Genomic DNA, 25,991 nt, shown 5'->3' with positions numbered 1-25,991 from the left:
AACCGGCCTGCGCCGGTTTTTTCTGGATCAACCTTTCAGCTCTCGCCTTAAGATTTTACCCACATTGGTTTTTGGCAATTCAGTGCGGAATTCTACCAGCTTCGGCACTTTATAGCCCGTCAAACGTTCCTTACAGTGTTGAATTAATTCAGCATCTGTCAGGCTCTGGTCTTTTTTCACCACAAAAATCTTCACGGCTTCACCAGTAGCTTCGTTCGGAACGCCTACAGCGGCAACTTCCAGCACTTTTTCGTTCATCGCCACTACTTCTTCAATTTCATTCGGATAAACGTTAAAACCAGAGACTAAAATCATGTCTTTTTTACGGTCAACTATATAGAAGAAACCATCGTCATCCATACGGGCTATGTCGCCTGTCGCTAACCAGCCATCTTCGTTCAGTACTTTTGCCGTTTCTTCTGGTCTGTCGTAGTAGCCTTTCATCACTTGTGGACCTTTGACCCACATTTCACCAGCTTCGCCAGCAGCCACTTCAACACCATCATCGTTTACCAGCTTGATATCAGTCGAAGGCGCAGGAAAACCAATGCTGCCATTGTAAGCTGGCAGGTTATAAGGGCTGACCGTGACCAGAGGCGCACATTCTGTTAAACCATAACCTTCCACCAAGCGAGTATGAGTGACTTTCTGCCAGCGCTCAGCCACAGGACGCTGAACGGCCATACCGCCACCTAAAGCCAGTTTAAGTCTGCTGAAATCCAGCTGGGCAAAACCAGGGGTATTCAGTAAACCATTAAACAGTGTATTGACACCTGTTAAAGCGGTAAAAGGATAGGTCGCCAGCTCTTTGACAAAATTGGGCATGTCTCTTGGGTTGGTGATCAGAAGGTTAGTACCACCATATTTCATAAACATCAGGAAATTAGCAGTTAAAGCGAAGATATGGTACAGCGGCAAGGCTGTAACAATAAACTCCTGGCCTTTGGTTAACACAGGACCAATGCAACCATCGGCCTGCTCCAGGTTCGCAACCATATTACGATGCGTCAGCATCGCACCTTTGGAAACACCTGTAGTACCGCCTGTGTATTGCAGGAAAGCTAAATTATCTCCAACAACCACTGGTTTTTTATAAGCCGCTTCATCGCCAGCAGCTATCACTTGTTTGTAACTTATGTACTTTTGCAGGTTGTGGGCCGGGATCAGCTTTTTCACATGCTTGACCACCAGATTGACAATAGTGCCTTTCACCAGACCTAACATATCGCCCATGTGCGTCAGGATCACATGATCCAACTTCACTTTGTCTTGTACATCAGACAAGGTATGGGCAAAGTTTTCGACAATCACTATAGCTTTAGCTTTAGAATCAAGAAGTTGATGCTGCAGTTCACGTGGTGTATACAGTGGATTAACGTTCACCACCACACAACCAGCGCGCAAAATACCTAAAATACAAACCGGGTATTGCAGCAAGTTTGGCATCATCACAGCGACGGCGTCACCTTGTTTCATACCTAACTGTTGTTGCAAATAAGCGGCAAACTTTAAGCTCAGCTTATCCAGCTCTGCATAAGTAATGCTTTTGCCCATATTGATAAAGGCGGTTCTGTCGGCGTAGTCTCTGATGCTTTCATCAAAGACTTCCAGTAATGATGCGTAATGGTCGGCATTGATATCAACCGGAACGCCTTCAGGGTAATTTTTTGACCAGACTCGATCCACTGTCCTCTCCTCGTGGTATTTATTATTTTTTAGTTATAGTAGTTATAGTTAGTGCTTCGGCCCTTTGCACAGACATAGTTTAATTCTGGCACAAAGGACACTGAGTTTTTACTCTAATACGGCATCATCCCACAATTGTTCAGATTTAACAATTGTCTGCAGAACGGCAGTTCTGGCATTGACTATAACAGCATAAAAAATCGTCAGGAACGATTTTTAACAGCTTTAGCTGGCCCGCAAGGGTGCTCTGCAGGATTGCAGAGCATAAAAAATCGTCAGGAACGATTTTTAACAGCTTTAGCTGGCCCGTAAGGGTGCTCTGCAGGATTGCAGAGCATAAAAAACAATCAGGACAGTAAAAATTGACGAATTGCGTCCGCTGTTATTTTTGGTTGCATCATATGGCAATGATGCCCCCCCTGGATCTCAACCAACTCTAGCTGCCTATAGTGAGCCTGATACTCCTGCTTTGCCTTTTGCATCATCTCCAGACCATCTTTGGCCAGAACAGCCAGTACGGGGCATTGGATATCGTTTAGCAGTTGCATGGCCTGACTCTGCATTAAACGATATGCGGAAGATTCACGTAATCTCATATCGGCAGACCAGGTCAACCCACCAGCGCACAACTCTGTGCCACGCTTGGCAAGAATTAACGCACAATTGATATCAAAATCACTTTGTTTTTGTCTGGCCAAAGCGGCACTTTGTAAGTCGCTGTAGACAGGTTTTTGTTTATTTGGGCTTTGCCATCTGTGACTGATTGCAGTTCGCACTTGTTGTGTCGTATTGCAGGCCTCACCTGTTACCAGGCCGATACTGTCAATCAGCACCAGCTTTCGTACCATCTGAGGCATAACAGCTGCGAGTACTGAACCTATCATACCGCCCATCGAATGGCCGATAATATCCACCTGCTGCCAGCCTTGAGTTTTAATCAGGGTAGCGACATCGTAGATCCAGTCTAAAAAATGATAATGGGCATCAGAGCTGCGGTGCTGTGACTGACCATGGCCAGGCAAATCTATAGCCACCAAATTCAGTTGGGGCAAATAGACAGAAAGAGGTAAAAAACTGTCGGCATTATCCAGCCAACCATGCAAACACAAAGTAACTCGTGCTGAAGCCAAGCCTTGCTGCCAGCCAGCCAACGACAAGGCAGGCAAGGAAAACACCAGCGCCGACATTATTCGCTGCTGGCCTTAACAAACTTTAAGGTCATGCGATCACTTTCGCCTATGTCCAGGTATTTCTCGCGCTCCACTGTGCCCATAGCTAAAGTGGGAGGTAAAGCGTACACACCTTTAGGGTAATCTTTGGTGTCTTTTGAGTTGGCATTAATTTCTGATTTAGCCAGCAGTTTAAAACCAGCATGTTCTGCTACCGCAATTACATAAGACTCGTCCAGATAACCTTCCACAGCAGAGCTGGAAATTTCAGATACCCGACTTGCTCTGTGCTCGACAATGCCAAATACGCCACCGGGTTTAAGTACATCAAACACGGAACGAAATACATCCAGCAAATAACCTTGTTCATTCCAGATATGAGCATTGCGGAAACTCAGCACCATATCGTATTGCTGGGTTAACCCCAGAAACATATAACCTGGCGGATCAAATTCAGTTTGTTCAACTGAGCCATAATGCTCTTTGTTTTTCAGAATGCGCTGAGTCAGCTTTTCACTAATGCGACTCCAGAATATTTTTCTGTCATCCTGCATAGTGCCATCATCCACACGGAAGTTGGCGATAGTCAGTTTGCCCTGGTCTTTTAAATAGGGGGCGAGAATATCGGTATACCAACCGCGGGCTGGCCAAATCTCCAGTACAGACATAGTTGGCTTGATGCCAAAAAAGCTTAACGTCTCTACCGGATGACGATGTTTGTTCCTGGCTTTATCTTCCTCGCTACGAAATGAGTGCTCAGCTAAAGCCGTTAAATCAGGAGCGGAGGGAGTTTCGGCTACAGCGGCTGCGCTACAAAGCGCAGCTCCGAGCAGCACTACATTAAGGTTGCACTTTATTCTGTTTATTATTGTCAACATGAACTGGGCCTTGTGTTGTCGATTGTTGTTTTGTGGTCGTTCGGATACGTATACCCGGGCCGTAACCCCAGTAGTAAGGATATGGGCGCATCATAGGCCAGGTCTCAATGACTTCAACCCGATCCTGCAGTTTTGGCCACAGATACACAGTTGCATCTTTGATCACAGGATAACGGTATTCATATTCATCCACTTTGCCTATTTCTGAACGAGTCAATTCACCCAGTACTGTGACTGACTTTCCAGGCTGATACACCATAGGGTCTAAAAAGCCTTTGATATAGGCAACAAAACGGCCTTTCGTTTGGTCAGAAACATGAGGACGTCCGTTGGTACCTGAGGGGAAATAAACCACTTCCAGCCGGGTTTGGTTTGCTTTATTACTGACTTCAGCAATAACTCCGCTCCATCGCGCCGTACCAAAATCAATATTTTGTTGAGCAGCATTCTCATAGCTGGTGAGCGCCACATTATCGGCTATACGTACTTGTTCGGGATAACTGGCACAACCTGCCAGAATCATCAGACTCAAAGCAATAACAGCAAACTTCTTACTCATGACTTCTTAACCTCGTTAACTTTACAGCCTGTTAGATAAGGTGGACTTACTTTAGTTCCATCATTACTCTAAGCCATGCATGATCTGCTCTGCAACACTTATATAAGAAGTTCAGCCAGAAGGCATTTCAGTCCTGCTTTTACCTCTGTTGGTCGCGTTTTTTGCATTTACAGTTTTGTCATAAATTAGTCACTGACGTAAGATATCCTTACCTATTGACTCTGGTAACACCAGATTTCCAGCTATCTACAGAGCCTTTTATGTTAAAAAAACTTAGTTTAATCAGTATTGCTTGCCTTAGTTGTGTGTCAGCAGGTGCAATTGCCGCACCAAAAAACATTATCTATATGATAGGTGACGGTATGGGCCCAGCTTATTTAGCTGCTTACCGTTATTACATGGATAACCCGGACACCAAAGTAGTGGAATCCACCGTTTTTGATGAGTTATGGATTGGTAATGCAAGTACATACCCTGATGATGACACAGTAGTGACAGACTCAGCTGCAGCAGCGACAGCACTATCCAGTACGCACAAAACTTACAACGGAGCTATAGCTGTAGATCACGATCACAAGTCGTTAACCACTATGATGGAAATTGCCAAAGCTAAGGGTATGCAAACTGGCGTGGTGGTGACAGCGCAGATTAATCACGCCACCCCTGCCGGTTTTTTAGCGCATGACAAGAGCCGCCAGAATTATGATCAGATAGCAGACGACTACATCGACAATAAAGTGAATGGCCGTATTGTGGCAGACTTAATGCTCGGTGGCGGTACCAGCTATTTCATTCGTAAAGACCGTAATCTGGTGGAAGAGTTTAAACAAGCGGGTTACCAGTACACAGACAGCTGGACAGAGTTAAAATCACTGAATAAGTTGCCGGCTTTAGGTTTGTTTGCCCCTAAAGGTTTTGTCAGTACTTTAGATAATCCAGAACCTCTGCCATTAAAACAAATGACAGAAAAAGCGCTGGAACTGTTGTCTCCTGCTGAGAAAGGTTTTGTGGTGATGGTTGAAGGCAGCCAGATTGACTGGTGTGGTCATGCCAATGATATCGCCTGTGCTATGGCTGAAATGCACGACTTTGCCGAAGCGATTAAAGTGGCCAAAGCTTATGTTGATGCCCACCCTGATACTTTATTAGTGATCACAGCTGACCATGAAACCGGTGGTTTGTCTTTAGGTGCCAACGGCAACTACAGCTGGAAACGGGATGTAGTTCAAAAGGTAAAACATACAGGTGACTATATAGCTGGCCAATTGCTGGCACTCAAAGATGACAAAGTATTGTATCAGGCCTGGTTAGGTTTAACCGGTCTGGAACTGAATGCTGATGAGCAACAACTGTTGAGCAAAGCTCGTACTGAAGGGCAGAAAGCCTTAGCTGTTGCCGTAAAACAGCGTATAGACCACTATTCTTCCACAGGCTGGACCAGCAGCGGCCATACAGCAGCCGATGTGCCAGTCCTGGCTTATGGTGCTGATAAACAGCAGTTTGCCGGTTTTCAGGACAATACAGACATCGCCGCTAAGTTAATCAAGTTTATTCAGCAAAAATAGTGTTTTCCAACGGCGCAGATCAAGCCTGAGGCAAACTAAAAATCAAATAAAAAACCCCACTGCATGCAGTGGGGTTTTTATTTTGTCGGGGAAACAAAGCTGGTACTTTAGCTCTGCTCCCTTCACATTTCTTCAGATTACATGAACTTGTAGTCCAGACCTAAATAGAAAGTGCGACCATAAACGTCAGTATAACGAGGGTCGAAACCCACCTGGTGACCAGCACCACCTGAACGTAATGATAATGGCGGAGCACGATCTGCCAGGTTATTGATACCGAAGGTTACACCTAAAGCGTCCATAGCCTGATACTTTGTCTGGTAATTAATGGTTGCATACGAAGGAACACTCAGCTGCATGTCCACACCAACACCATTCACAGAGCCTAAACGCACATAGCGGCTTGCTGCAGATTGCGCTTGATCCTGATAACCACTGCGGTAATTCAGAGTTGCACTGTGAGCGAAATCACCATGGGTTAAGGTATTGATGAATTTAGCTACAGTTCTGAATACAACTGCGTTGTCATCACCAAAACGACCTAAGCTGCTGATCCAGTCATTAGTAGTACCAGGACGAGTGTATTCGCTGTCCAGTACATAAGTACCAGCTAAGGTAGTGCTTAAACGACCAAAAGATAAGTCATTGCCTATTGTTAAATCCCAGTCGAGACCAGAATTTTTAGACTGACCTACGTTCACGCTTGCAAATACAATAGCCAGTTCTTCCTGACCAGTGGCTTTGTTTGTTTTAGTAGTAAACAAATCACGGTAACGTACTGGATCTGCAACGATCTGAGACTCAGTGACTGAAGTCACCAGGTTAGTCAGTTCAATGTTCCAGTAATCCATGCTGAAACTGAAGTTGTTGTCAGGAGCATAGACAAAACCTAAAGTGTACTGCTTCGACTCTTCTGGTTTTAATCCAGGGTTACCCTGGCTGAACGCTTCAAACTGCTGTGGAGAAACGCTACATACGGCGGCCAGTGGATCTGTAGTACCAGCGAATGGACACAGGTAGGCACCGCTTGTTACACCAAATTCAACTTTAGGCTGACCTAAAGCTAACATAGATGGAGCTTTGAAACCTGTACCTGTTGAAGCACGCAGTAACAAGTCTTCAGTTGCGTTGTAACGCAATGCCAGCTTGTACGTCGTGTCATTCATTGAATCGTTTACTTTGTAGCTGCCAGGACCGGCAACACCGTCTTCGTTGTAAACGAAATCAGAGGTCACTTCACCGATGTTGTCATAACGCACAGCACCTGTCAGTTCCAGATCTTCAAGTACCGGAACTATCACCTCAACAAAACCACCGTAGTTATCACGGCTTAAATCATACTCAGAGCCAATGTTTGCGCCTAACAACAGATCCTGTTTGTTCGCATCAGCCAGAGAACTTACGTAGTTTGTGTTACGGAATTCAACACCAGTACCAATGTACACATCGCCTGCTGGCAATTCATAAACTGGAGTTGAGGCTTTCAGATCAAAGCCTTTTACTTCAGTAGTGTCGTTGCTCCAGTTACCGAAGTACTGAGAATCCTGCAGCGCCTGCAGGCCTGCTGCACTGATTTTATCCGGAGTTTCAAATACGTTCACCAGACCAGAACCTACGGCATCCATGAACTTGTCATAGATTGGGTAGCCACCAGCGATGTTCTCGTCAGTGTCATTTTTTGAATACGTAAAAGCAGCTGAGTAGTCGATGGTATCAATCACACCTTCAACACCACTGACGATATGAGTTGATTTAGTGTTCCACTCAGTAGCACGGCCACCCAGCGGTAATGCACGCCATTGCGCCTGCACAGAAGTCACTGAACCCACATGAGCAGGGTCAACATAAGGCATAACATATTGTTGAGCTAAAGCTGAATCGGCATCCAGACTGAAGAAACCTGTAGCGTTAGGTGCGATACGGGTAGTCTGAGAGAAATCAGAATACATCACATCTGCAAAAAACTTTGTATCATCGTTAATTGCAATATCGGTGCCCAGCATCAGTGAATCACGTTTACTTTCTGGCAGAATTTCTACTGTAGTTGTGTAGTCATACTGACATAAACCTGAAGATTCAAAGTTATCCGGTGCACAAGCGCCGTTTTGTTTTGCGTACGGGTTAAATGCTGCAGAGTTTACTGATTTACCATCAGCGTCTGTGTATACATAACGGGCATTTGCAGGGATAGCGTTTGGCGAACCTGCAACATAGTAATAATCTTTGTTATTTACGCTGAATGGGATGATGCCTGATTTAGCAAAATCACGGTCAGTCGCTTTCAGCTGTTCCTGAGAATCGCGGCTGTAAGATAACAGTACGTTGTAACCGTCAGTATCAAAGTTACCGAAACCACCAGTGATTGAGAAATTGTCGCTGGTACCATTTTTCTCTTCTGGCTTGCTGTAACGGGCAGTAACATTCACACCCTGAGCATCGTCTTTCGTAATAAAGTTTACAACACCTGCGATAGCGTCTGAACCGTACAAAGCAGATGCGCCGTCTGTCAGTACTTCAACACGCTCAATAGCAGCTAAAGGAATAGAGTTCAGGTCGATAGTCGAGCCTGAGCCACGTGGTGCCATTCTGCGGCCGTTGATCAAAACAAGAGTATACTCAGCACCTAAACCACGTAACGAAGCGGTTTTCATACCACCACCGCCACCACCGACAGAATCACCGTCAGAAGTGAAACCTTGCATAGACGGAATAGACTGGATTAAGTCACCTGCTGTTGCTAAACCTGAACGGTCAATAGCGGCACGGTCAATAGTCTGAACCGGTAAAGCACCTTCAAAATCGGTACGTTTGATACTTGAACCTGTAACCTGAATACGTTCAACACTATCCGTTTCCTGAGCATGTACCGAACCAGAAAAAGTGACGCCTGACACAGCACCAAAAGCTACAGCTAAACTAACTGCTTTTGACAACTTACTACTTACAAACATTTTGTCTCCCTGGGTCACTAAGTAGTGACTCTGTTTTTACGGCAATCAACATTGGCGTTGATTGAAGCTACAACACACCTGATTTTGGGGTTATCCCAAAACGGCGGCGGATGATAAAGGTTATATTTTGTCGGGGTCAACAGCTTTTGCCGCACAAAAGCACAGGTTAAAGGGCATCTGCCGCAAAAAACACAGGTGTTAAATTTATGATAAAAATCAACAAGATGAAAATTTGTATACAAAATAAACAAGTCAATTTAATAAGTGAGGACTAAAAAAAGCAGACAAAAAAACCTAGCGGGTTGTTTCACAAAGATAATTTAAATAAAAAAACATTTATGCCCTTCAGCCCACTGCTGAAGAAACAAACAAAATCAGTACTCGAGCAGTTTTAAGGAAAAACTTTAAGTAAATAAAATGAAAAACAACATCAGCTAAATTAGCTGATTAAGAAAACAGGGTTCCGGCAAATTTTGCTCAAGACATACTGACCATTCAGCCGTTGAGCTGCAGAAGCGCTGATCCGCTATTACTCCTAAAGCTGCAGCAACTGCTTTCTAAGTTTGGGCGCTGATGTTTTCTCGGACAACCAGATATCCAGAAAAGCCGGGCCAAAAGCAGGATCACTGATATCTCCAAGCAGTTCGTCATTAAAGTAAAACTGCACCTTACCATCAGCCGCTAATACACAACTTAATTCGTCGCCTTTTTTAACATCGGTCCAGAGTTTATCTAACTGTGTCGCCCAGTCTTTGTGATGAGCAGAAAGCTTGCCTTGCAAATGTTTCCATTGATCGACCGTAGCTTCAATAAAATCTTCTTTACTGATAGTACGCTGGTAGGTGAGTTTCAGTACCACAGGCGAACTCTGCTGATAATCGTTCCAGCTGCCATCTGCCGTATATAACTTTGCCTGATATAAATCCCAGAACAGATAGCTAAACTGCCCCTGCCCCACAAGTTTGACATTATCAGGCATTGCTTGTGCAGCTAAGCTGCACAGAATAGTCGCTATAACCAGTATTTTACGCATAAAATCTTCTGCTCCATCCGGACAACACACCATAACAAGCCCAACACAAAGCCAACGCTATGTAAGCCTCTGTTGTGTTACTTATTTGCATCTGACCACTTAATGCAGCTCCACCCAGATAAGCCATTGGACCAGACACAGCTGCAATAAGTGCCGCTAACCAGTAATTTTGCAAAAACACCGAAAACACCTGCACCACCACCAGACTAAACACCAGCCACAACACTAACATCCAGAGCGGTAACCAGACGGAACCGGTAAAACTTAACACACCGCTGTATTGCAACAGAGAATCCAGAGCTATACCCACTGCAGCCAGTACCAACCAGGCCAGACGCTCGGACGGGCTAATGCGCCACAAGGACCAGAGCAAAAATAACAACACAGGAATAACAAGCATGTTCTGCAATAACACCAGCGCAAACCAGCTTAATTTAAAGCCTATTAAAACCGGCCAGTTCATTGCTGTCATGGTTGGCGCATCCCTGCTGCAACTTTACAGCGCAACGAATAAGGCAGCAGATTGAGTAAATGCAGGCTAAATACCAGACGTTTAGGAAAACGAATGCGCAGCTGCTGTGCATCAAGCCCCTTGCGAATACGGCCTGCCGCATCTGATACCTGAAGCAAAAAAGGCATTTTGAAATCATTTTTTTGGGTTAAAGGCGTATCAACAAAACCAGGTTCAATCAGACAGACCCGCACAGCAGAGTCCGTTAAATCCACTCTTAAGCTGTCAGCAAAATAACTTAAAGCAGCTTTACTGGCGCCATAAGCTTCTGCTTTGGTAAATGGAAATAAATGCGCCAGACTACTGACAACAGCCAAAGTACCTTGCTCCGATTTTTGCAGCAGCGGCAATAGCAACTTCACAGCCGCCACCTGGGCCTGGAAATTCAATGCAAGAGTTCGGTCGAAAATATCCAGAGGAAGATTGGTCGCATCGACGTAATCGCAGCTGCCTGCATTGAGGATGACCAAATCCAAAGCAGGGATCTGTTGGGAAAGCTGATCTACAGCGGCAGAAAACAATTGCGTGTCGGTTAGGTCTAAAGGAAGAGCGTGAATGCTTTTGTGTTTCTGATGCAACTCGTTCAGTGCATTCACTGAACGGGCCACAGCGATAACTTGCCAGCCAGCGTCAGCATATTGAATGGCCAGCTCGCGACCTAAGCCCGAACTGGCTCCTGTAATTAAACAATAACGAGGCATATATACAAACTCCTGAATTGGATATTTGTGTATACGTTCAGAGCAGTGTTTTGGATCCTTTAGTGCGACACTGCAAGCTTCGGCGCCTCGGCAAGCACAGCTTTACGGCTCAGGTTACGGATCAGCAGATAAAAGCCTGTGGACAACACTACAGTGAACACAGAAGCCCAGATCAGCTTATTCACCGAAGGGTTATAACAGAGGAAATACAATAACTGAGCAATATTCAGCACAGCTATGGCATACAACATAATTTCTTTATTAATACGATGCAGCACATAAGCGCCCAAAGGTGCCATCAGCAACACGACTGGATAAGCACAAAGCCAGGTTTGGACCTGATAGCCAGTTAAGCCCTGATCAACAAAATGGCGGTAGGCATAACCAAGTACACTGATCGCAGCCATCAACATAATGCTCATATGAGTCGCTACTTTTTCCTGCATCCGAAAACGGGTCACCAGCAGGGTATATAAAATAATATCTGCACCTGTGCCAAATAAACTGGCGCACATGCCACCAGCCAGCAACATCAGTAGCAACAACATAAAATCCATGGGTTTATTTAAGTCTAAAGAAGCTTTACTGCCTCTGTGTTTACCAAAGCTGTAAACCACAGCAAAACTGGTGATCAGACTTAAAAACAGCGCCTGCATAATGTATACAGGCAGTTGTTGTAGCAGTTGCATCCCCAATACAAAACCAGCAAAAGCCACAGGGATAAAGACCAATAAAGGCCTGTAGGTTTTTAGCCGGTTAGCTTTGTGACTTAAGATAAAAATACTGGCGCTGGTCATGCCAATACTTTGGATCATTAAACTGAAATCCCGCGCCATAGTGCGGTCAATATTGAGGAAAATATTCAGCACGGGAAAAGCAACAGCACCACCGCCTTCTGGCGTCACACCTGCAACAAAAGCACCAGCGACCATAATGGCCGGATAATACCAATGCTCTATTAAAAAACTGAGTTGATTAAACTGACTAAAAAGCACTAGCCATACCGCTAAAGCCGCTACAAACCAAAGCCTGAATACCTTGCTGTCAAACATCACTGACATCCTTTTTTCTTATTAGAAAGACAGCATAAATCACAATGAAAACACTTTCATTGATTTTGTTGTTATGAATTTTGAAGTGATTGTTTTGGAGCGGAATTTTGCTTTAAGCGTACAAATCCAGGCTAAACATTTGCTGAATTTTTTCGCGCTTGTCCTGATTGGCTAACATTTCGTAGGCATCTAAAGCTTGTTGATTGCGCTGTTTTGGCTGGTCGTAAGTGGTGCGTTTTTGTGCTTCCTGCTGATCCAGCATAGACAAAGCTTCAGCGTCAGCACGCACACCGGAACCCGATGGCACCAGTGTGGTTTTGCTTTGTGGTTCAGCCTCAACGGCTTTGGTTTTATTGCCCTGAAATACCAGCCCAACACTAGGGCTTTGGGGTACATCACGACTAACGGCTATTGTCATAACTGCTCAACGTTCGCCTTGCTTTAGTGCCAGTATAACTTAGCAAAAAATTTCGCCAAGTCGCTTTTTTAAATCTTCATACCCTACGTCGCTGCTACTCTGACGACGGGTTTATCGGCCTGGCAGTTTTTGCCAGGTCACTTCGTCTCTGACATAGGTGGGTTCTGCCGTTTCCGCGGCAATAAATTGCCCCTGCCGGAACGGACTTGCCGCCAGACTCAACATATCCTGCGCTGAAGGGTACAGAATCACAGGGCTATGATGAACAACAGCAAGATCCTCTGCTCCGCTGTTGCCAGTTTTATGCCAGTCTTCCAACTGCTGCGGATAGGTTTGCCAGCCAGTACCTACAGCACAAATATGGCCTTTTAACACAGGTGCAGGTAAAGCCGTCGGTTTAGCCGCTATTTCAGTGCTTAATGCCTGCATCATGCCTTGATCATCTAACTGAAAACTGGCTAAGTAGACTTCATTCATTCGCGCATCAATGGCAGCAACCACCTGATGAGCCTGATGTAATCTGTGTGCAGCTTGTGCCATGGCGGCCAAAGTTGATACACCATAAACCGGCAGTTCAGCGCCAAAAGCCAGGCCCTGACAAACCCCTACTCCAATACGCACACCGGTAAAACTACCAGGGCCTTTACCAAATACCAGACCATCCAGTTGCTGCAAAGTTAAACCAGCTTCAGACAACAGTTGCTGCACCATAGGCAAAATACGTTTGCTGTGTTGCTGCGGGCAGACTTCATCTAAAGTCAGAATCTTGCCATCGACAGTTAAAGCCACTGAACACGCTTCGGTTGAGGTATCTAACGCCAGTAATTTCAACAGGCTACTCCTTTCTACAATTCGGATTGTTTTACTTATATTACTTGGGTAAATCTTCTAAAAATTTCACAGCAGCCTGCAAATCACGGCTACGGCGCATCGGCGGTAAGCTTTTTAAAAATACAGAGCCATAAGGCCGGGTCACTAATCTGTTGTCACAAATCACCAAGACACCCCGGTCTGACACGTCACGGATCAAACGCCCAACGCCCTGCTTTAAAGTGATCACAGCTTGTGGCAATTGCACTAAAGCAAAAGGGTCCAGACCTTTCATTTGGCAATCTTCATTACGCGCCTGCAATAAAGGATCGTCAGGCGAGGCAAAAGGTAATTTATCGATAATGACGCAGCTTAAGGTATCACCCCTTACATCCACGCCTTCCCAGAAACTGCCTGTCCCGAGTAACACCGCATGTTTGGTTTCAACAAACTGTTCCAGCAATAAACGTTTACTGGTAGTGCCCTGCACCAGCACAGGCAAAGACAAATGTTGGGGCAGCTCATTGGCCATCCACTGCAGCATCCGATGGCTGGTGAAGAGGAAAAAACAGCGGCCCTGATTGGCTTCAATTAAAGGCACCGCCAATTTTAGCAGCGCTTTGCCCATACGGGCATCATTAGGTTCAGGTAAATACCGAGGTACCAGCAACATAGCCTGTTGTTCATAATCAAAAGGGCTGTCGAGCAACAAAGTGTCCGCCTGCTGCAAACCCATTTGTTCGATATAGTGGGCAAAACCCTGATCCACCGACAAGGTAGCTGAGGTGAAAATCCAGCTGCGTTTTTCGGCAAACACCAGCTCGCGGAATTTATCGGCAATACTTAAAGGTGTTAAGTGCAGGCTGATATGCTGTCTGGTGGTTTCATACCAAAAACTGACGCCGGTTTTGCTGACATCCTGCAGTTTCTCCAGCTGAGTTTTAGCCAAAGCCAAGCGCTCAAAACAGTGATCCACCACTTCGTTGCGACCTAAACTGCCTTTGAGCACCTGATACAACATGCCCATAGCTTCTGACACCCGGGTGAGCGCCAGTTGGACATCCGGTCTTTTACTGCTATCGCGCCAGTTACCCCGTTCAGGTTCATCGGACCACAGCAAGCGCCAGTCCCGCACTAAAGTCGCCAGTTTGTCTGCTGTTTTGCTTAATTGTGGATGGTCACGCAATTCAGTTTTACAAATCAGCTCCAGCTCTTTACAGAGCTCCAGCAAAGTACGGCTGGATAAGGTCTCGCCAAAATACTCACTGGCAATATCCGGAATTTGGTGGGCCTCATCAAAGATCACCACATCCATATTCGGCAGCAGCTCACCAAAACCCGTATCTTTCAGCGCCATATCAGCAAAAAACAAATGATGGTTCACGACCACTAAATCGGCCTGCATCGCCTTTTTACGGGCTTTCAGCAGATAACAGTCTTCATAAGAAGGGCAGTCTTTGCCGAGGCAGTTGTCGGTGGTACTGGTCACCAGAGGCAAAGCTTTGGAGTCTTCGGCTATATAAGTAAGCTCGCCGATATCACCACTCTGGGTTTCGTTAGACCATTTTTTGATCAGGCTTAAATCATTGATCACAGCCGCATCTGCAGTAGGCACATGCTGATAATGCTGATCTAAGCGGAATAAACACAAATAGTTGGAACGGCCTTTGAGTAAAGACGTATCCACCGGCAAAGCCAAAGCTTTGAGTACTGTAGGTAAATCGCGGAAAAACAACTGTTCCTGCAGGTTTTTCGTACCAGTAGATAAAATAACTTTTTTGCCAGATAACAACGCAGGTACTAAATAGGCGTAAGTTTTACCTGTACCAGTGCCCGCTTCGACCAATAACGCATTGCCGTTTTCAATGGATTTGGTCACAGAAGCCGCCATCAGCTTTTGCGGTTCCCGGGCCTTAAAACCGTCAATAGCTTTGGATAAAGCTCCTTGTTCGGCAAAAGCCTGCTGCACTTGTTTTAGCATAAGCAAAAAGACAAGACAGAGATGGAGGATGAAACAGCAGACAACAGCATAAACAAGGCCCGGCAAGAATTTGCGCTATTATGCCTTGGCTAGACAAAAATATCTAAGTGTCCTTCATCATCTACATGCTGCTCTTCTTCAGGTGTAGTTTCAGGTGCAGGCGGATAGTCGTCAGAGCGGCGTCTGTCCTGACGTTTTTTTTGCTGGTCTTTTAACAAAATCAGAAAACGTTTTTCCTCTTTTTCATAAGCGCTGATTTTGGCATCTTTAAACACAGGCGCGATCATAGGTCCGGCTTGACCCGGCGGTGTACCTGGTGGTCGATATAAATAGGGAAATAAAACGTCCATAAACTCCTCCTCTGCTTTGTTATCGGCAGTGAGTTAAATAACTTTATCTATACAACCTGAGTAATTTTCACTCAATTTGTTAGAGTCTATTTTTTATAACTTATTCAGTTCTTATCGTAAATAATTGTATAAAAAACAAAATAAAAGAATGAAAACAATTAGATAACATAATTACAAGCTTAAAATAAAATACAGCTGAAGCAAAAAATTCTGTTGCCTGAATGACAAAAAGCCGTTAGCTTGTATACATATTAACGAGGAGTCACTTTCATGATTATCAACATTCACTGGCATCATCACCATCATTTATCCGACTAGCCGGTCCGTGTTGACATTGGAGGCTAGGTTATAACCAGCCTGCGGTGGAGAAAGTGCAAACCAATTCCAACTGAACCCCGGGGCTAAAATCCCGGGGTTTTTGTTTTACGATTTTTATAAGGTAATAAATAACATGACAGTCACTACCAACAGATTACGTATCGCCATTCAGAAGTCAGGTCGCCTGTCGCAAGACTCTCAGGCACTTTTAACCAGCTGCGGTTTAAAAATCAATTTACGCGAACAGCGCCTGATCGCCCATGTAGAAAACATGGATATCGACTTACTGCGGGTGCGGGATGACGATATTCCGGGTTTAGTGATGGATGGTGTCTGTGACTTAGGTTTTGTTGGCGAAAACGTGCTGGAAGAAGTCTCCTTGCAACGTCAAATGGACAACGAAACGTACGATTACACTGTTTTGGCCCGGCTGGACTTTGGTGGCTGTCGCTTATCTATCGCTGTGCCGCAAGAAGAAGACTATAAATCCATCAAAGATTTAGAAGGCCGCACTATTGCCACCACTTACCCACGTTTACTGAATCGCTATTTAAAACAAAACGGCGTCAATTGCCGTATCGTTAATTTAAAAGGCTCGGTGGAAGTAGCACCGCGCGCAGGTTTAGCCGACGCCATTTGTGATTTAGTCTCTACAGGCGCCACTTTAGAAGCCAATGGTTTAAAAGAAGTGGAAGTGATTTACCGCTCTAAAGCTGTACTGATTCAGCGTCGGGATTTGGCTGATGACAAACAACTGAAACTGATTAAAAAACTGATGCCACGTATTCAGGGCGTGATGCAAGCCAATGAAAGCAAGTACATTATGTTGCACGCGCCACGGGCTCGTTTGCAGGAAGTGATAGCTCTGCTGCCGGGTGCCGAAAATCCAACTTTATTACCGCTGGCTGGCAATGATGATTTAGTGGCTTTGCATGTGGTCAGCAGCGAAACTTTGTTCTGGGAAACCATGGAGCAACTGAAAGGCTTAGGTGCCAGCTCTATTTTAGTATTACCCATTGAAAAGATGATGGAGTAAGGCATGCAGTTTCAGATCAGCAACTGGCAACAACTGGATAAAACTGCGCAGCAGGCTTTATTAGAACGCCCGCTGCAGCAGGAATCCGACAGCTTAAAACAGACGGTGAAAGATATAATTCGTGCTGTGCGAAGCGAAGGCGATGTTGCTTTGCTGCGGTTTAGCCGCGAATTCGACAAGCTGCAACGCAACCCTTTGCGTTTGGCTGATGAGTTGCAACAAGGCTTAATTGCGTCTTTATCTGATGAGCTAAAAACCGCCATTCAGATTGCGTATCGTAATATCCGCACCTTTCACGCCGCTCAATTGCCACAAAATATCCGTATTGAAACTCAGCCCGGTGTGGTCTGTGAACTGAATTACAGCGCTTTGGATCAGGTCGGTTTGTATGTACCAGGCGGCAGCGCCCCTTTGCCTTCAACTGTATTAATGCTGGGTGTGCCTGCTCAACTGGCCGGTTGCCGTCGTGTGGTGTTAGTCACACCACCGGGCCAACCTGAAGCGGGCGATATTGCTGCTGAGATTGTTTATGCAGCATCACTTTGTGGCATTACGGAGATTTATACTTTAGGTGGTGCTCAGGCTGTTGCCGCCTTGGCCTATGGCACTGAGACTATAGGCAAAGTGGATAAAATTTTTGGCCCTGGCAACAGGTTTGTCACTGAAGCAAAACAGCAAGTCAGCCAAGACGCCCGCGGCGCCGCTATTGATATGCCTGCCGGCCCTTCTGAAGTTTTAGTGATTGCCGATGACAACGCCAATCCGGTGTTTGTGGCGGCAGATTTATTATCCCAGGCCGAACACGGCCCGGACTCACAAGTGGTGTTGGTCTGCCCTTCTGAAGCTTTACTGGTTAACACTATTAGTGAGTTAAAACGTCAGACGGCTTTATTACCCCGCGCTGAAATTGCTAAAAAAGCCCTGAGCAACAGCAGACTGATTTTAACGCCGGATTTAGCAACAGCGGCACAAGTCAGCAATCAATACGCGCCTGAACACTTAATTATTCAAACCTCTGACGATCAGGCCTTACTGGGCAAACTGACTAACGCCGCCAGTATTTTTGTTGGCCCATACACGCCAGAATCGGCAGGTGATTATGCCAGCGGTACCAACCACGTATTGCCCACTTATGGCTACAGCCGTAATCACAGCAGTTTAAGTTTGGCCGACTTTTACCGTCGCTACACAGTGCAAACCTTAACAGCGGATGGCATGCGCGATTTAGGCCCAACTATTGTCAAACTGGCCAAAGCCGAAGGATTAGATGCGCACGCTAACGCCGTGTCATTTCGGTTAGCAGAGTTAGAGCTTTCAGCAAAAATTTCAGAGGAAAATCGCTCATGAGCCGTATCAGTTCTTTAGCCAGGCAAAAAGTGCAACAACTGGTGCCTTATGCCTCAGCCCGTTTAAGCATGAGCGGCGGCTCGGTGTGGCTGAATGCCAACGAAAACTCTATGGCAACCAACTATACACTTTCAGGCCAATACAACAGATACCCGGATTGTCAGCCAAAAGAGCTGATTAGCGCTTATGCAGGGTATGCCGGCGTAGAAACCAATCAGGTACTGACCAGTCGTGGCGCTGACGAAGGGATTGAGCTTCTCATTCGCAGCTTCTGTGAGCCAGGACAAGATGCCATCAGCATTTGCCCACCCACTTATGGCATGTACAAAATCAGCGCCGAAAGTCAGTTGGTGGATGTCAATATAGTGCCATTAACTCAAGAGTTGACGTTGGATCTGCCGACCTTATTTGCACAAAAAGCCAATGTAAAACTGGTGTTTATTTGTAGCCCTAATAACCCAACAGGCGATTTAATACCCCGGGAGCAAATTGTCGAGGTGCTGGAGTTTTACAAAGATAAGGCCTTAGTCGTGGTCGATGAAGCTTATATTGAGTTTGCACCCGAAGCTTCAGTGGCTGGTTTATTAAACCAATACAGCAACTTAGTGGTGCTGCGTACTTTATCTAAAGCTTTTGCGTTGGCAGGTCTGCGTTGTGGTTTTACCCTGGCAGAGCCTTCAGTCATTGCCGCACTTCGCCAGATGATTGCGCCCTACCCTGTGCCAGCTCCTGTGGCTGAAATTGCAGTGCAGGCGTTATCAGCCCAAGGCCAGCAAAAGATGCGCGCCACAGTGGAACAAATTAACAGCTTACGCGATAGCTTTAGCGCTTTTGCCGGGACTCTGAGTTATGTCAGCTTTGTATATCCATCCAAGGCCAACTACGTGCTGCTGGCTGTGCCTGATGCGGCTGCACTGGTCAGCTTCATAGCAGAGCAAGGTGTGCTGATTCGCAACCAATCCAGCCAGCTGGGTTTAGGCCAGGTAGTGCGGGTGTCTATTGGTTCACCAGATGAAATGGCGCAGTTACAACAGATTATGTCGTCTTATTCTTTATCACCAAATTCAGAAAAACAGGAGTCTTTATGAGTGCCAAAGCTATTTTATTTATCGACCGTGACGGCACTATGGTGGAAGAACCTCCGGTAGATAAACAACTGGATTCACTGGAAAAGTTAGCCTACGAGCCTGACTTGGTGCCTTCATTATTAAAGCTGCAGGCCGCAGGTTATTCCTTAGTGATGGTAACCAATCAGGATGGCCTTGGCACCTCAAGTTTCCCGCGTGATACCTTTGATGCGCCGCAGGAAAAAATGATGCAGTTGTTGAATTCACAAGGCATTCGTTTTGACGATATTCTGATTTGCCCTCACTTTGATAAAGACAACTGCAGCTGCCGTAAACCGAAGCTGGGTTTAGTCAAAGACTATCTGCAGCAGGGCAAAGTAGATTTCACCAACTCTTTTGTTATTGGCGACCGCTTAACTGACGTGCAACTGGCCGAAAATATGGGACTGCCTTCGTTCCGTTATGACCGCGACACTTTAGGCTGGAAAGAAATCACCAAACAGCTGTTAAGCAAAGGCCGTAAAGGCAGCGTCAATCGTGTCACCCGCGAAACCGATATTCAGGTCAATGTCGATTTAGACCAACAAGGCGGCAACGTCATTGAAACCGGCGTTGGCTTTTTTGACCATATGCTGGATCAGATTGCTACCCACGGTGGTTTTAGCCTGCAACTCAAAGTGAAAGGCGATTTACACATAGACGATCACCACAGTGTAGAAGATACAGCGCTGGCTTTAGGTCAGGCGTTAAAACAAGCGCTGGGTAATAAAAAAGGCATTACCCGCTTTGGTTTTGTTTTGCCCATGGATGAATGCCGCGCTGAATGTGTGCTGGATTTGTCCGGCCGACCGCTGCTGAAGTTTGATGCCGATTTAGGTCAGGGCTCTGTAGGCACAATGAATCTGGAGATGGTGCACCACTTCTTCCGCTCATTAAGCGATGCCATGCTGATGACGCTGCACTTATCCGTCAGCCCGGGCAATAAACACCATATGGTCGAAGGTTTATTTAAAGCCTTCGGCCGGGCACTTGGCCAGGCGATTAAAGTGTCGGGTGAAGCCCTGCCAAGCAGTAAAGGAGTGCTTTAATGTCGCTAGTGATTGTAGATACCGGCTGCGCCAATATCAGCTCTGTGTATTGCGCCTTCCAGCGTTTAGGTGTAGATGCCAAAGTCAGCCGCGATTTAAGCGTGATTAAAAACGCCAGCCGTTTATTAGTGCCAGGTGTGGGCGCAGCCCGTCAGGCGATGGCAAATTTACGTGAACGCGATTTAATTGCCACCTTACAACAGGCAGAGCAGCCACTACTTGGTATTTGCTTAGGCATGCAGCTGTTGACCGACCGCAGCGAAGAAGGCGATGTCGACTGTTTAGGTTTAATACCAGGTCAGGTCAAACGTATGCAAGTCGGTGATTTACGTTTGCCTCATATGGGCTGGAATACTTTGCAGGTGGAAGATAGTGCGCAAAATCACCCGCTGCTTAAAGGCATAGGCGAAAAAGACTATGTGTATTTTGTCCATAGTTTTGCGGTAGCGCCATCCGATACCACCTTAGCCCGCTGCAATTACGGCAGTGACTTTGCCGCTGTGATTGGCAAAGGCAATAAACTTGGTGCGCAATTTCACCCTGAACGTTCAGGTGCTGTCGGCGCACGTTTATTACAGAATTTTCTGGCTTTTAATGGTTAATTTTTCTCATCCGGCCTTGCCGTTACAGGACTGAACGTGATTATTCCAGCTATAGATTTAATACAAGGTAAAACAGTGCGGCTCTATCAGGGCAGCTACGATAAAACCACTGAATATCAGCAAACTCCATTGCAGCTGCGCGACTTATACGCTGAAGCTGGCGCAGGCATTTTGCATCTGGTGGATTTAACAGGGGCAAAAAACGCTGCGGATCGCCAGCTTGAGCTACTAACGACCTTAATGAAAAATTCGCCTCTGCCAGTACAAGTAGGTGGTGGTGTGCGCACAGCAGCTGATGTAGAGCAGTTACTGGCAGCTGGTGCCAGCCGCGTAGTCGTAGGCAGTGTGGCTATTCGCGAACCAGAAAAGGTGCAAGGCTGGTTACGTAGGTATGGCGGTGACAAGATAGTTCTGGCGCTTGATGTGTCTATCAATGCCAAAGGCGACAAAACTTTGCCAAGCCACGGCTGGATTGAAGAATCAACTATTACCCTTGAGCAGGTGCTGGATGGTTTTATTGCCGCTGGCGCCAAGCATGTGCTTTGCACCGATATCAGTAAAGACGGCACTTTGCAGGGCCCTAATGTCGCTTTATACGCAGAGCTGGTGCGGAAGTACCCACAAATTCAGTGGCAAGCCTCTGGTGGCGTTGGCTCTTTGGCTGATATCACTGCTTTAAAGCCAACAGGCGTGGCTGGAGTGATTTTAGGCCGGGCCTTGCTGGAAGGTAAGTTCACCGCACAGGAGGCAATGCAATGCTGGCAAGACGCATAATTCCTTGTTTAGATGTGCGCGATGGCAAAGTGGTCAAAGGTGTGCAGTTTCGTAATCACGAAATCATTGGCGATATAGTACCGCTGGCAAAAGCCTATGCCGAACAAGGCGCAGACGAGCTGGTGTTTTACGATATCACCGCCTCCAGCGATGGTCGTGTGGTGGATAAAAGCTGGGTGCGCCGTATTGCTGAAGTCATCGACATTCCTTTTTGTGTCGCTGGTGGTATTAAATCTGTCGCTGATGCTGGCCTGATTCTGGAGATGGGCGCAGATAAAATCTCTGTCAATAGCCCTGCTTTAGCACGACCAGAACTGATTAGCGAGCTGGAACACAGCTTTGGTCAGCAATGTGTGGTCATCGGCATCGACAGCTTTTTTGATAAAGAAACAGGCCAATATCAGGTGTATCAGTTCACCGGTGATGAAAGCCGCACTCAGAAAACCCGCTGGCAAACACTGGACTGGTTAAAACGGGTGCAGGAGCTGGGCGCTGGTGAAATAGTGCTGAACTGTATGAATCAGGATGGTGTGCGCCAGGGTTATGATTTAACTCAGTTACAACTGATGCGAAATGCGTGCAAAGTGCCACTGATTGCCAGTGGTGGTGCTGGGTCTATGCAGCATTTTGCTGATGTATTTGAACAAGCCGATGTCGACGGTGCTTTAGCCGCTTCGGTGTTCCACAAAGGAATTATTCCTATACCAGAGCTAAAAGCATTTTTATTAGAACGTAAGCTGGAGATCAGGCCATGAAACTGAATTTAACTAACCTGGACCAGCTGGATTTCAGCAAAGGCGATGGCTTATTGCCGGTCATAGTGCAACACGCCCGTTCAGGCAAAGTACTGATGCAGGGTTTTGCTAACAAAGAAGCGCTGCAAAAAAGCCTGGAAAGCGGCGATGTTACCTTTTTCAGCCGCAGTAAAAACCGCTTATGGACCAAAGGCGAAAGCTCAGGCCATAGGCTGAAATTACAAAGCATGGCAGCGGACTGCGACCAGGACAGTATTCTGGCGTTGGTATTGCCGATAGGCCCTACTTGTCATGTCGGCACTGAAAGTTGCTGGCACGCAGAAGATGCTAACCAGCCAGACTTAGCCTTTTTAGATCAGTTGGAACAAGTGATCCACAGCAGATACGGCGCCGACCCAAGCTCCAGCTACACCGCTTCTTTATTTGCCAAAGGCGTGAAACGTATAGCGCAAAAAGTGGGTGAAGAAGGGGTAGAAACCGCCCTGGCTGCTACTGTAGGCGACAGAGAAGAGCTGAAAAACGAAGCTGCAGATCTGATCTATCACTTGTTAGTCTTACTAAAAAGCCAGGATTTGGCTTTGCATGATGTACTTGAGGTACTACGGCAGCGGCATCAGAAAAAAAGCTGATCCCTTCTTTCCCTTTATATCCTCTTATTGTCAGGTTGTGGGAATTATTTATTCCTGCAACCTGCATGCGCTGCAGCGCAAATTACAGATCGTCGACCATAACACTTTTTTGTAAATCATTATGTTATGGCTTTGATCCACTGAGAAACTCAGGCAGCATAAGAGCGATATGAACGACAGATGATGTAAATCAGGAGCTGCAACGATGAAATATAAAATCAAACAAAAGATATTCAGCCTGACCGACAGCTTTACTATTGAAGATGAAAATGGCAACGAAGCTTTTAGCGTCAAAGGCAAGTTTTTCAGTATCTCCAGCAGCCAGACCCTATTTGACAGTCGTGGTGTTGAGCTTTTAAAAATAAAACGCAAATACCTGACCATTATGCCAGCCTGTCGGCTGCTTTGTGCTGATGGCAGTGAGTGGCTTATTCGCAAAAGATTCTGGCCCTTCTGGACCAGCCGTTTTACTGTGACAGGTCCGGCAGGTGAGCTGGAAATGCAGGGTAATTTATGGCAACACGAATATAAAATCAGTCAAAACGGCAAAACCCTGGCAGAAGTGTCAAAGTCCTGGTTTAGCTGGTCAGATACTTATGGTGTGGATATTTTTGATCCTAAACTGACAGCTCAATTGCTCGCTGCAGTGATAGTGATAGACCGCATGCAGCATTCAGGCACTAATTCAGTGGTGGACGATTAACGCTTCTCGTGTTTTGCTCAGAAAAAAGAGGCGCCAGAGCGCCTCTGCTTTTTAAAGGGGCAAATACGTATCAAGAAACTCATCAATCACTTCAAAGGTCTTTTGGCGATGAGGCAAGTAATCTAAATGATGAGAGCCATCCTCAAGTTCAATGTATTGATAAACTTTATCCGCTTTTTTTAGTGCTTCAGCCATTTCACGACTTTGCTTTACAGGCACAGATAAATCCTCATCGCCATGGATCAATAAGACCGGAACTTTTATTTGGTCGGCCAAATAGAGTGGTGAGCTTTTCTCTAATTGTTTGTTATCAGTACCTATTTGTTTTCGCACAACCTGATAGTTTACAAAATGGCGATAGCTGCCACGTAATTCTTCCAGATCTGAAATACCAGCAAAGCTGATAGCGCACTGATATAAGTCCGGTGTTTTGGCTACGCCCAATAAAGCCGCATAACCGCCATAACTGGCCCCCATAATACAAATCTTTTTAGGATCCGCCAGTTGCAGCTGAACCAGATAATTTACACCATCGGTAATATCATCCTGCATTGCCATGCCATATTGCCCCATAGCCTGGATCATAAAATCACGCCCATAGCCACTGGAACCGCGGAAGTTAGGCTGAAATACCAGGTAGCCTTTATTGACCAGATAAGCAGAAAAACGATCAAAACTATTGGAGTCCTGACTCATAGGGCCACCATGAGGTAAAACTACCATGGGTAAAGGGCCTGATTTTCCTTTGGGTGTTGAAACATACCCTTCGATAGCTAAACCATCCCGACTTTTATACTCAACCCTGGACTTGGCCACTAAAGTGGTTTCATCTAAACCGGGCAATATACTCACTAAAGGCACTAAGGTTTTTTCGTCCCTGTCACCATAATAATAAGTACCAGGTTCAGTAACACTGGACGAGTACACTATATAACGCCTTGCGTTGTCGCTAAAACTGACCACATAGTTGTGACTGTCGGGTAATGTTCTGTCTAACCCGGCCTGAAACGCTTTAAATTCAGGATCCCAAAACATGCTTCTTGAAGCGTCAGAATTAAAATAAATCCCTACTACATCCTGCTTTGCTCTGGAGTATATTAACGAACCCGAAACATCATACTTTTCGTCACTTACTACCAGCTCTTTTGGAAAATCAGCTTTTGATAAATCCACTTTATATAAAGCTGTACGTCCCTGATGATCTGCCGCAACATACAAATCTTTTGCTTCTTTACCAAAACCCAACACCGCCATACCAGGTTCATCCAACACTGTATTTTTCCAGGCCGTAAGCCACTGCTCTTTACCCGGTGGTTTAATGCGGATGGAATGTTCTGCGTTGCCAGCCTTGAACCCAAAACCAACACGGACTTCGCCCTGACGGTCAACCAGCCAATTGCGTACTGAACGTTGCGCCTGTTGTAATAACCTCATTTCGCCAGTTTGAACATGTACCTGATAGACAGAGTCATGTCCCTGTAAATCCCGATCAATACTGAGTAAGAAGTGATTATCATCCGGGTATCGAAGCTTGATGACATCATCCTGAAACTGGCTGGTGAATCTGGCATCACGTCTGTCTTTAGCCATTTGCACTAGTTCAGCGCCCTCTTTTGCTGCCAGTGAATACAAACGGGTCTCGTTTGTCCTTATGCCACCAGCTCTTACAGCTGTAAAACGAAGACTGACCAGCAAATGCGAATTATTAGCCCATTCTACCCACGCATATCTGAACTTGATATTGTCAGTTTTGCTTAGCAATATAGATTTATCTGTATTCAAATCAATTATTTGAATAAAGGTTTCCTCGCCTACATTTCGCAGAGCAACTAATTTACTGCCATCAGGTGACAAACTTAATTTTTGCAATAAAGGGCTTTGATAAAATGTTTCAAGTGTTGGCTTATTCTCTGGCCCGGCAAAAGCGTGTGGTACAAAGAAAAACAAAGCAGGAACTAAATAAACCATAAAGCGGGCGCAGAAAGCTGACATGCTTAATCCTTTTAGC

General features: G+C 45.8%; 24 protein-coding genes. 10 read left to right on the top strand and 14 right to left on the bottom strand.

The window, feature by feature from the left end:
• Positions 1–27 precede the first annotated feature (27 nt).
• The 4 genes from fadD to P3C17_RS04600 all read right to left on the bottom strand — a co-directional run bounded on the left by fadD (position 28) and on the right by P3C17_RS04600 (position 4,292).
• Positions 28–1,686, bottom strand: a complete 1,659-nt coding sequence (fadD, locus tag P3C17_RS04615) for a long-chain-fatty-acid--CoA ligase FadD (protein ID WP_300928317.1) — start codon at positions 1,684–1,686, stop codon at positions 28–30.
• A gap of 347 nt (positions 1,687–2,033) precedes the next feature.
• Positions 2,034–2,873, bottom strand: coding sequence for an alpha/beta hydrolase (locus P3C17_RS04610; protein ID WP_300928316.1), 840 nt, complete (start codon positions 2,871–2,873; stop codon positions 2,034–2,036).
• Complete coding sequence (locus P3C17_RS04605; protein WP_300928315.1) at positions 2,873–3,733, bottom strand: methyltransferase; 861 nt, start codon at positions 3,731–3,733, stop codon at positions 2,873–2,875. The genes P3C17_RS04610 and P3C17_RS04605 overlap by 1 nt, the downstream gene beginning before the upstream one ends.
• Positions 3,696–4,292, bottom strand: coding sequence for a Slp family lipoprotein (locus P3C17_RS04600; protein WP_300928314.1), 597 nt, complete (start codon positions 4,290–4,292; stop codon positions 3,696–3,698). Before P3C17_RS04600 ends, P3C17_RS04605 begins: the two co-directional genes overlap by 38 nt.
• Positions 4,293–4,552: 260 nt before the next feature.
• Here P3C17_RS04600 and P3C17_RS04595 point away from each other — a divergent pair, with 260 nt between their 5' ends.
• Positions 4,553–5,857 (top strand): alkaline phosphatase, encoded by a 1,305-nt coding sequence (locus tag P3C17_RS04595; protein ID WP_300928313.1) that lies wholly within the window; start codon positions 4,553–4,555, stop codon positions 5,855–5,857.
• Between the two features lie 137 nt (positions 5,858–5,994).
• Here the strand turns inward: P3C17_RS04595 and P3C17_RS04590 are convergent, their stop codons facing one another.
• From P3C17_RS04590 to P3C17_RS04550, 9 genes are all read right to left on the bottom strand, one after another.
• Positions 5,995–8,808: a TonB-dependent receptor gene (locus tag P3C17_RS04590; RefSeq protein WP_300928312.1), complete on the bottom strand. Its 2,814-nt coding sequence runs from the start codon at positions 8,806–8,808 to the stop codon at positions 5,995–5,997.
• Positions 8,809–9,343: 535 nt separating this feature from the next.
• Entirely contained in the window at positions 9,344–9,841 is a 498-nt protein-coding gene (locus P3C17_RS04585) for a chalcone isomerase family protein (RefSeq protein ID WP_300928311.1), read from the bottom strand.
• Positions 9,834–10,313 (bottom strand): DUF2878 domain-containing protein, encoded by a 480-nt coding sequence (locus tag P3C17_RS04580; RefSeq protein ID WP_300928310.1) that lies wholly within the window; start codon positions 10,311–10,313, stop codon positions 9,834–9,836. Before P3C17_RS04580 ends, P3C17_RS04585 begins: the two co-directional genes overlap by 8 nt.
• Positions 10,310–11,053 carry an SDR family NAD(P)-dependent oxidoreductase gene (locus tag P3C17_RS04575; protein ID WP_300928309.1) on the bottom strand — a complete coding sequence of 248 codons (744 nt, stop codon included), beginning with the start codon at positions 11,051–11,053 and terminating at the stop codon, positions 10,310–10,312. The genes P3C17_RS04580 and P3C17_RS04575 overlap by 4 nt, the downstream gene beginning before the upstream one ends.
• 59 nt (positions 11,054–11,112) lie before the next feature.
• Positions 11,113–12,105 (bottom strand): sulfite exporter TauE/SafE family protein, encoded by a 993-nt coding sequence (locus tag P3C17_RS04570; protein WP_300928308.1) that lies wholly within the window; start codon positions 12,103–12,105, stop codon positions 11,113–11,115.
• A gap of 112 nt (positions 12,106–12,217) precedes the next feature.
• Complete coding sequence (locus tag P3C17_RS04565) at positions 12,218–12,523, bottom strand: hypothetical protein (RefSeq protein ID WP_300928307.1); 306 nt, start codon at positions 12,521–12,523, stop codon at positions 12,218–12,220.
• Between the two features lie 111 nt (positions 12,524–12,634).
• On the bottom strand, positions 12,635–13,354 hold the full coding sequence (tsaB, locus tag P3C17_RS04560) for a tRNA (adenosine(37)-N6)-threonylcarbamoyltransferase complex dimerization subunit type 1 TsaB (RefSeq protein ID WP_300928306.1): 720 nt from the start codon (positions 13,352–13,354) through the stop codon (positions 12,635–12,637).
• A gap of 40 nt (positions 13,355–13,394) precedes the next feature.
• Positions 13,395–15,314 (bottom strand): ATP-dependent DNA helicase, encoded by a 1,920-nt coding sequence (locus P3C17_RS04555; RefSeq protein ID WP_300928305.1) that lies wholly within the window; start codon positions 15,312–15,314, stop codon positions 13,395–13,397.
• Between the two features lie 89 nt (positions 15,315–15,403).
• A complete protein-coding gene (locus P3C17_RS04550; protein ID WP_233078186.1) occupies positions 15,404–15,664 on the bottom strand; it encodes a hypothetical protein in 261 nt (86 codons plus the stop codon).
• 451 nt (positions 15,665–16,115) lie between these two features.
• Here P3C17_RS04550 and hisG point away from each other — a divergent pair, with 451 nt between their 5' ends.
• The 9 genes from hisG (at position 16,116) to P3C17_RS04505 (ending at position 23,983) form a co-directional block, all read left to right on the top strand.
• Positions 16,116–17,018 (top strand): ATP phosphoribosyltransferase, encoded by a 903-nt coding sequence (gene hisG / locus P3C17_RS04545; RefSeq protein ID WP_300928304.1) that lies wholly within the window; start codon positions 16,116–16,118, stop codon positions 17,016–17,018.
• Positions 17,019–17,021: 3 nt separating this feature from the next.
• Entirely contained in the window at positions 17,022–18,365 is a 1,344-nt protein-coding gene (gene hisD, locus P3C17_RS04540) for a histidinol dehydrogenase (protein ID WP_300928303.1), read from the top strand.
• Complete coding sequence (hisC, locus tag P3C17_RS04535) at positions 18,362–19,453, top strand: histidinol-phosphate transaminase (RefSeq protein ID WP_300928302.1); 1,092 nt, start codon at positions 18,362–18,364, stop codon at positions 19,451–19,453. The genes hisD and hisC overlap by 4 nt, the downstream gene beginning before the upstream one ends.
• Positions 19,450–20,520: a bifunctional histidinol-phosphatase/imidazoleglycerol-phosphate dehydratase HisB gene (gene hisB / locus P3C17_RS04530; protein WP_233009651.1), complete on the top strand. Its 1,071-nt coding sequence runs from the start codon at positions 19,450–19,452 to the stop codon at positions 20,518–20,520. Before hisC ends, hisB begins: the two co-directional genes overlap by 4 nt.
• A complete protein-coding gene (gene hisH / locus P3C17_RS04525) occupies positions 20,520–21,122 on the top strand; it encodes an imidazole glycerol phosphate synthase subunit HisH (protein ID WP_300928301.1) in 603 nt (200 codons plus the stop codon). Before hisB ends, hisH begins: the two co-directional genes overlap by 1 nt.
• Before the next feature lie 36 nt (positions 21,123–21,158).
• Positions 21,159–21,896 (top strand): 1-(5-phosphoribosyl)-5-[(5-phosphoribosylamino)methylideneamino]imidazole-4-carboxamide isomerase, encoded by a 738-nt coding sequence (hisA, locus tag P3C17_RS04520; protein ID WP_300928300.1) that lies wholly within the window; start codon positions 21,159–21,161, stop codon positions 21,894–21,896.
• Positions 21,878–22,651 carry an imidazole glycerol phosphate synthase subunit HisF gene (gene hisF / locus P3C17_RS04515; RefSeq protein ID WP_300928299.1) on the top strand — a complete coding sequence of 258 codons (774 nt, stop codon included), beginning with the start codon at positions 21,878–21,880 and terminating at the stop codon, positions 22,649–22,651. Before hisA ends, hisF begins: the two co-directional genes overlap by 19 nt.
• Positions 22,648–23,280: a bifunctional phosphoribosyl-AMP cyclohydrolase/phosphoribosyl-ATP diphosphatase HisIE gene (gene hisIE, locus P3C17_RS04510; RefSeq protein WP_300928298.1), complete on the top strand. Its 633-nt coding sequence runs from the start codon at positions 22,648–22,650 to the stop codon at positions 23,278–23,280. Before hisF ends, hisIE begins: the two co-directional genes overlap by 4 nt.
• A 205-nt stretch (positions 23,281–23,485) precedes the next feature.
• A complete protein-coding gene (locus P3C17_RS04505; protein ID WP_300928297.1) occupies positions 23,486–23,983 on the top strand; it encodes an LURP-one-related family protein in 498 nt (165 codons plus the stop codon).
• A gap of 51 nt (positions 23,984–24,034) precedes the next feature.
• Here the strand turns inward: P3C17_RS04505 and P3C17_RS04500 are convergent, their stop codons facing one another.
• The gene (locus tag P3C17_RS04500; protein WP_300928296.1) at positions 24,035–25,975 is read right to left on the bottom strand and encodes a S9 family peptidase; all 1,941 of its coding nucleotides are present in this window, start codon (positions 25,973–25,975) and stop codon (positions 24,035–24,037) included.
• Positions 25,976–25,991: the final 16 nt, after the last annotated feature.

The organism is Rheinheimera sp. 1928-s (assembly GCF_029269265.1).
GTDB lineage: Bacteria > Pseudomonadota > Gammaproteobacteria > Enterobacterales > Alteromonadaceae > Pararheinheimera.
The sequence above is the reverse complement of the archived record's forward strand: the minus strand, read 5'-3'. Positions and strand labels throughout refer to the sequence as shown.

Excerpts from the sequence above, each read along its gene's own strand:
- P3C17_RS04610 (WP_300928316.1), bottom strand. The coding sequence starts at position 2,873 with ATGTCGGCGCTGGTGTTTTCCTTGCCTGCCTTGTCGTTGGCTGGCTGG.
- P3C17_RS04605 (WP_300928315.1), bottom strand. The coding sequence starts at position 3,733 with ATGTTGACAATAATAAACAGAATAAAGTGCAACCTTAATGTAGTGCTG.
- P3C17_RS04600 (WP_300928314.1), bottom strand. The coding sequence starts at position 4,292 with ATGAGTAAGAAGTTTGCTGTTATTGCTTTGAGTCTGATGATTCTGGCA.
- P3C17_RS04595 (WP_300928313.1), top strand. The coding sequence starts at position 4,553 with ATGTTAAAAAAACTTAGTTTAATCAGTATTGCTTGCCTTAGTTGTGTG.
- P3C17_RS04590 (WP_300928312.1), bottom strand. The coding sequence starts at position 8,808 with ATGTTTGTAAGTAGTAAGTTGTCAAAAGCAGTTAGTTTAGCTGTAGCT.
- P3C17_RS04585 (WP_300928311.1), bottom strand. The coding sequence starts at position 9,841 with ATGCGTAAAATACTGGTTATAGCGACTATTCTGTGCAGCTTAGCTGCA.
- P3C17_RS04580 (WP_300928310.1), bottom strand. The coding sequence starts at position 10,313 with ATGACAGCAATGAACTGGCCGGTTTTAATAGGCTTTAAATTAAGCTGG.
- P3C17_RS04575 (WP_300928309.1), bottom strand. The coding sequence starts at position 11,053 with ATGCCTCGTTATTGTTTAATTACAGGAGCCAGTTCGGGCTTAGGTCGC.
- P3C17_RS04570 (WP_300928308.1), bottom strand. The coding sequence starts at position 12,105 with ATGTTTGACAGCAAGGTATTCAGGCTTTGGTTTGTAGCGGCTTTAGCG.
- P3C17_RS04565 (WP_300928307.1), bottom strand. The coding sequence starts at position 12,523 with ATGACAATAGCCGTTAGTCGTGATGTACCCCAAAGCCCTAGTGTTGGG.
- P3C17_RS04555 (WP_300928305.1), bottom strand. The coding sequence starts at position 15,314 with ATGCTAAAACAAGTGCAGCAGGCTTTTGCCGAACAAGGAGCTTTATCC.
- P3C17_RS04550 (WP_233078186.1), bottom strand. The coding sequence starts at position 15,664 with ATGGACGTTTTATTTCCCTATTTATATCGACCACCAGGTACACCGCCG.
- hisG (WP_300928304.1), top strand. The coding sequence starts at position 16,116 with ATGACAGTCACTACCAACAGATTACGTATCGCCATTCAGAAGTCAGGT.
- hisD (WP_300928303.1), top strand. The coding sequence starts at position 17,022 with ATGCAGTTTCAGATCAGCAACTGGCAACAACTGGATAAAACTGCGCAG.
- hisC (WP_300928302.1), top strand. The coding sequence starts at position 18,362 with ATGAGCCGTATCAGTTCTTTAGCCAGGCAAAAAGTGCAACAACTGGTG.
- hisB (WP_233009651.1), top strand. The coding sequence starts at position 19,450 with ATGAGTGCCAAAGCTATTTTATTTATCGACCGTGACGGCACTATGGTG.
- hisH (WP_300928301.1), top strand. The coding sequence starts at position 20,520 with ATGTCGCTAGTGATTGTAGATACCGGCTGCGCCAATATCAGCTCTGTG.
- hisF (WP_300928299.1), top strand. The coding sequence starts at position 21,878 with ATGCTGGCAAGACGCATAATTCCTTGTTTAGATGTGCGCGATGGCAAA.
- hisIE (WP_300928298.1), top strand. The coding sequence starts at position 22,648 with ATGAAACTGAATTTAACTAACCTGGACCAGCTGGATTTCAGCAAAGGC.
- P3C17_RS04505 (WP_300928297.1), top strand. The coding sequence starts at position 23,486 with ATGAAATATAAAATCAAACAAAAGATATTCAGCCTGACCGACAGCTTT.
- P3C17_RS04500 (WP_300928296.1), bottom strand. The coding sequence starts at position 25,975 with ATGTCAGCTTTCTGCGCCCGCTTTATGGTTTATTTAGTTCCTGCTTTG.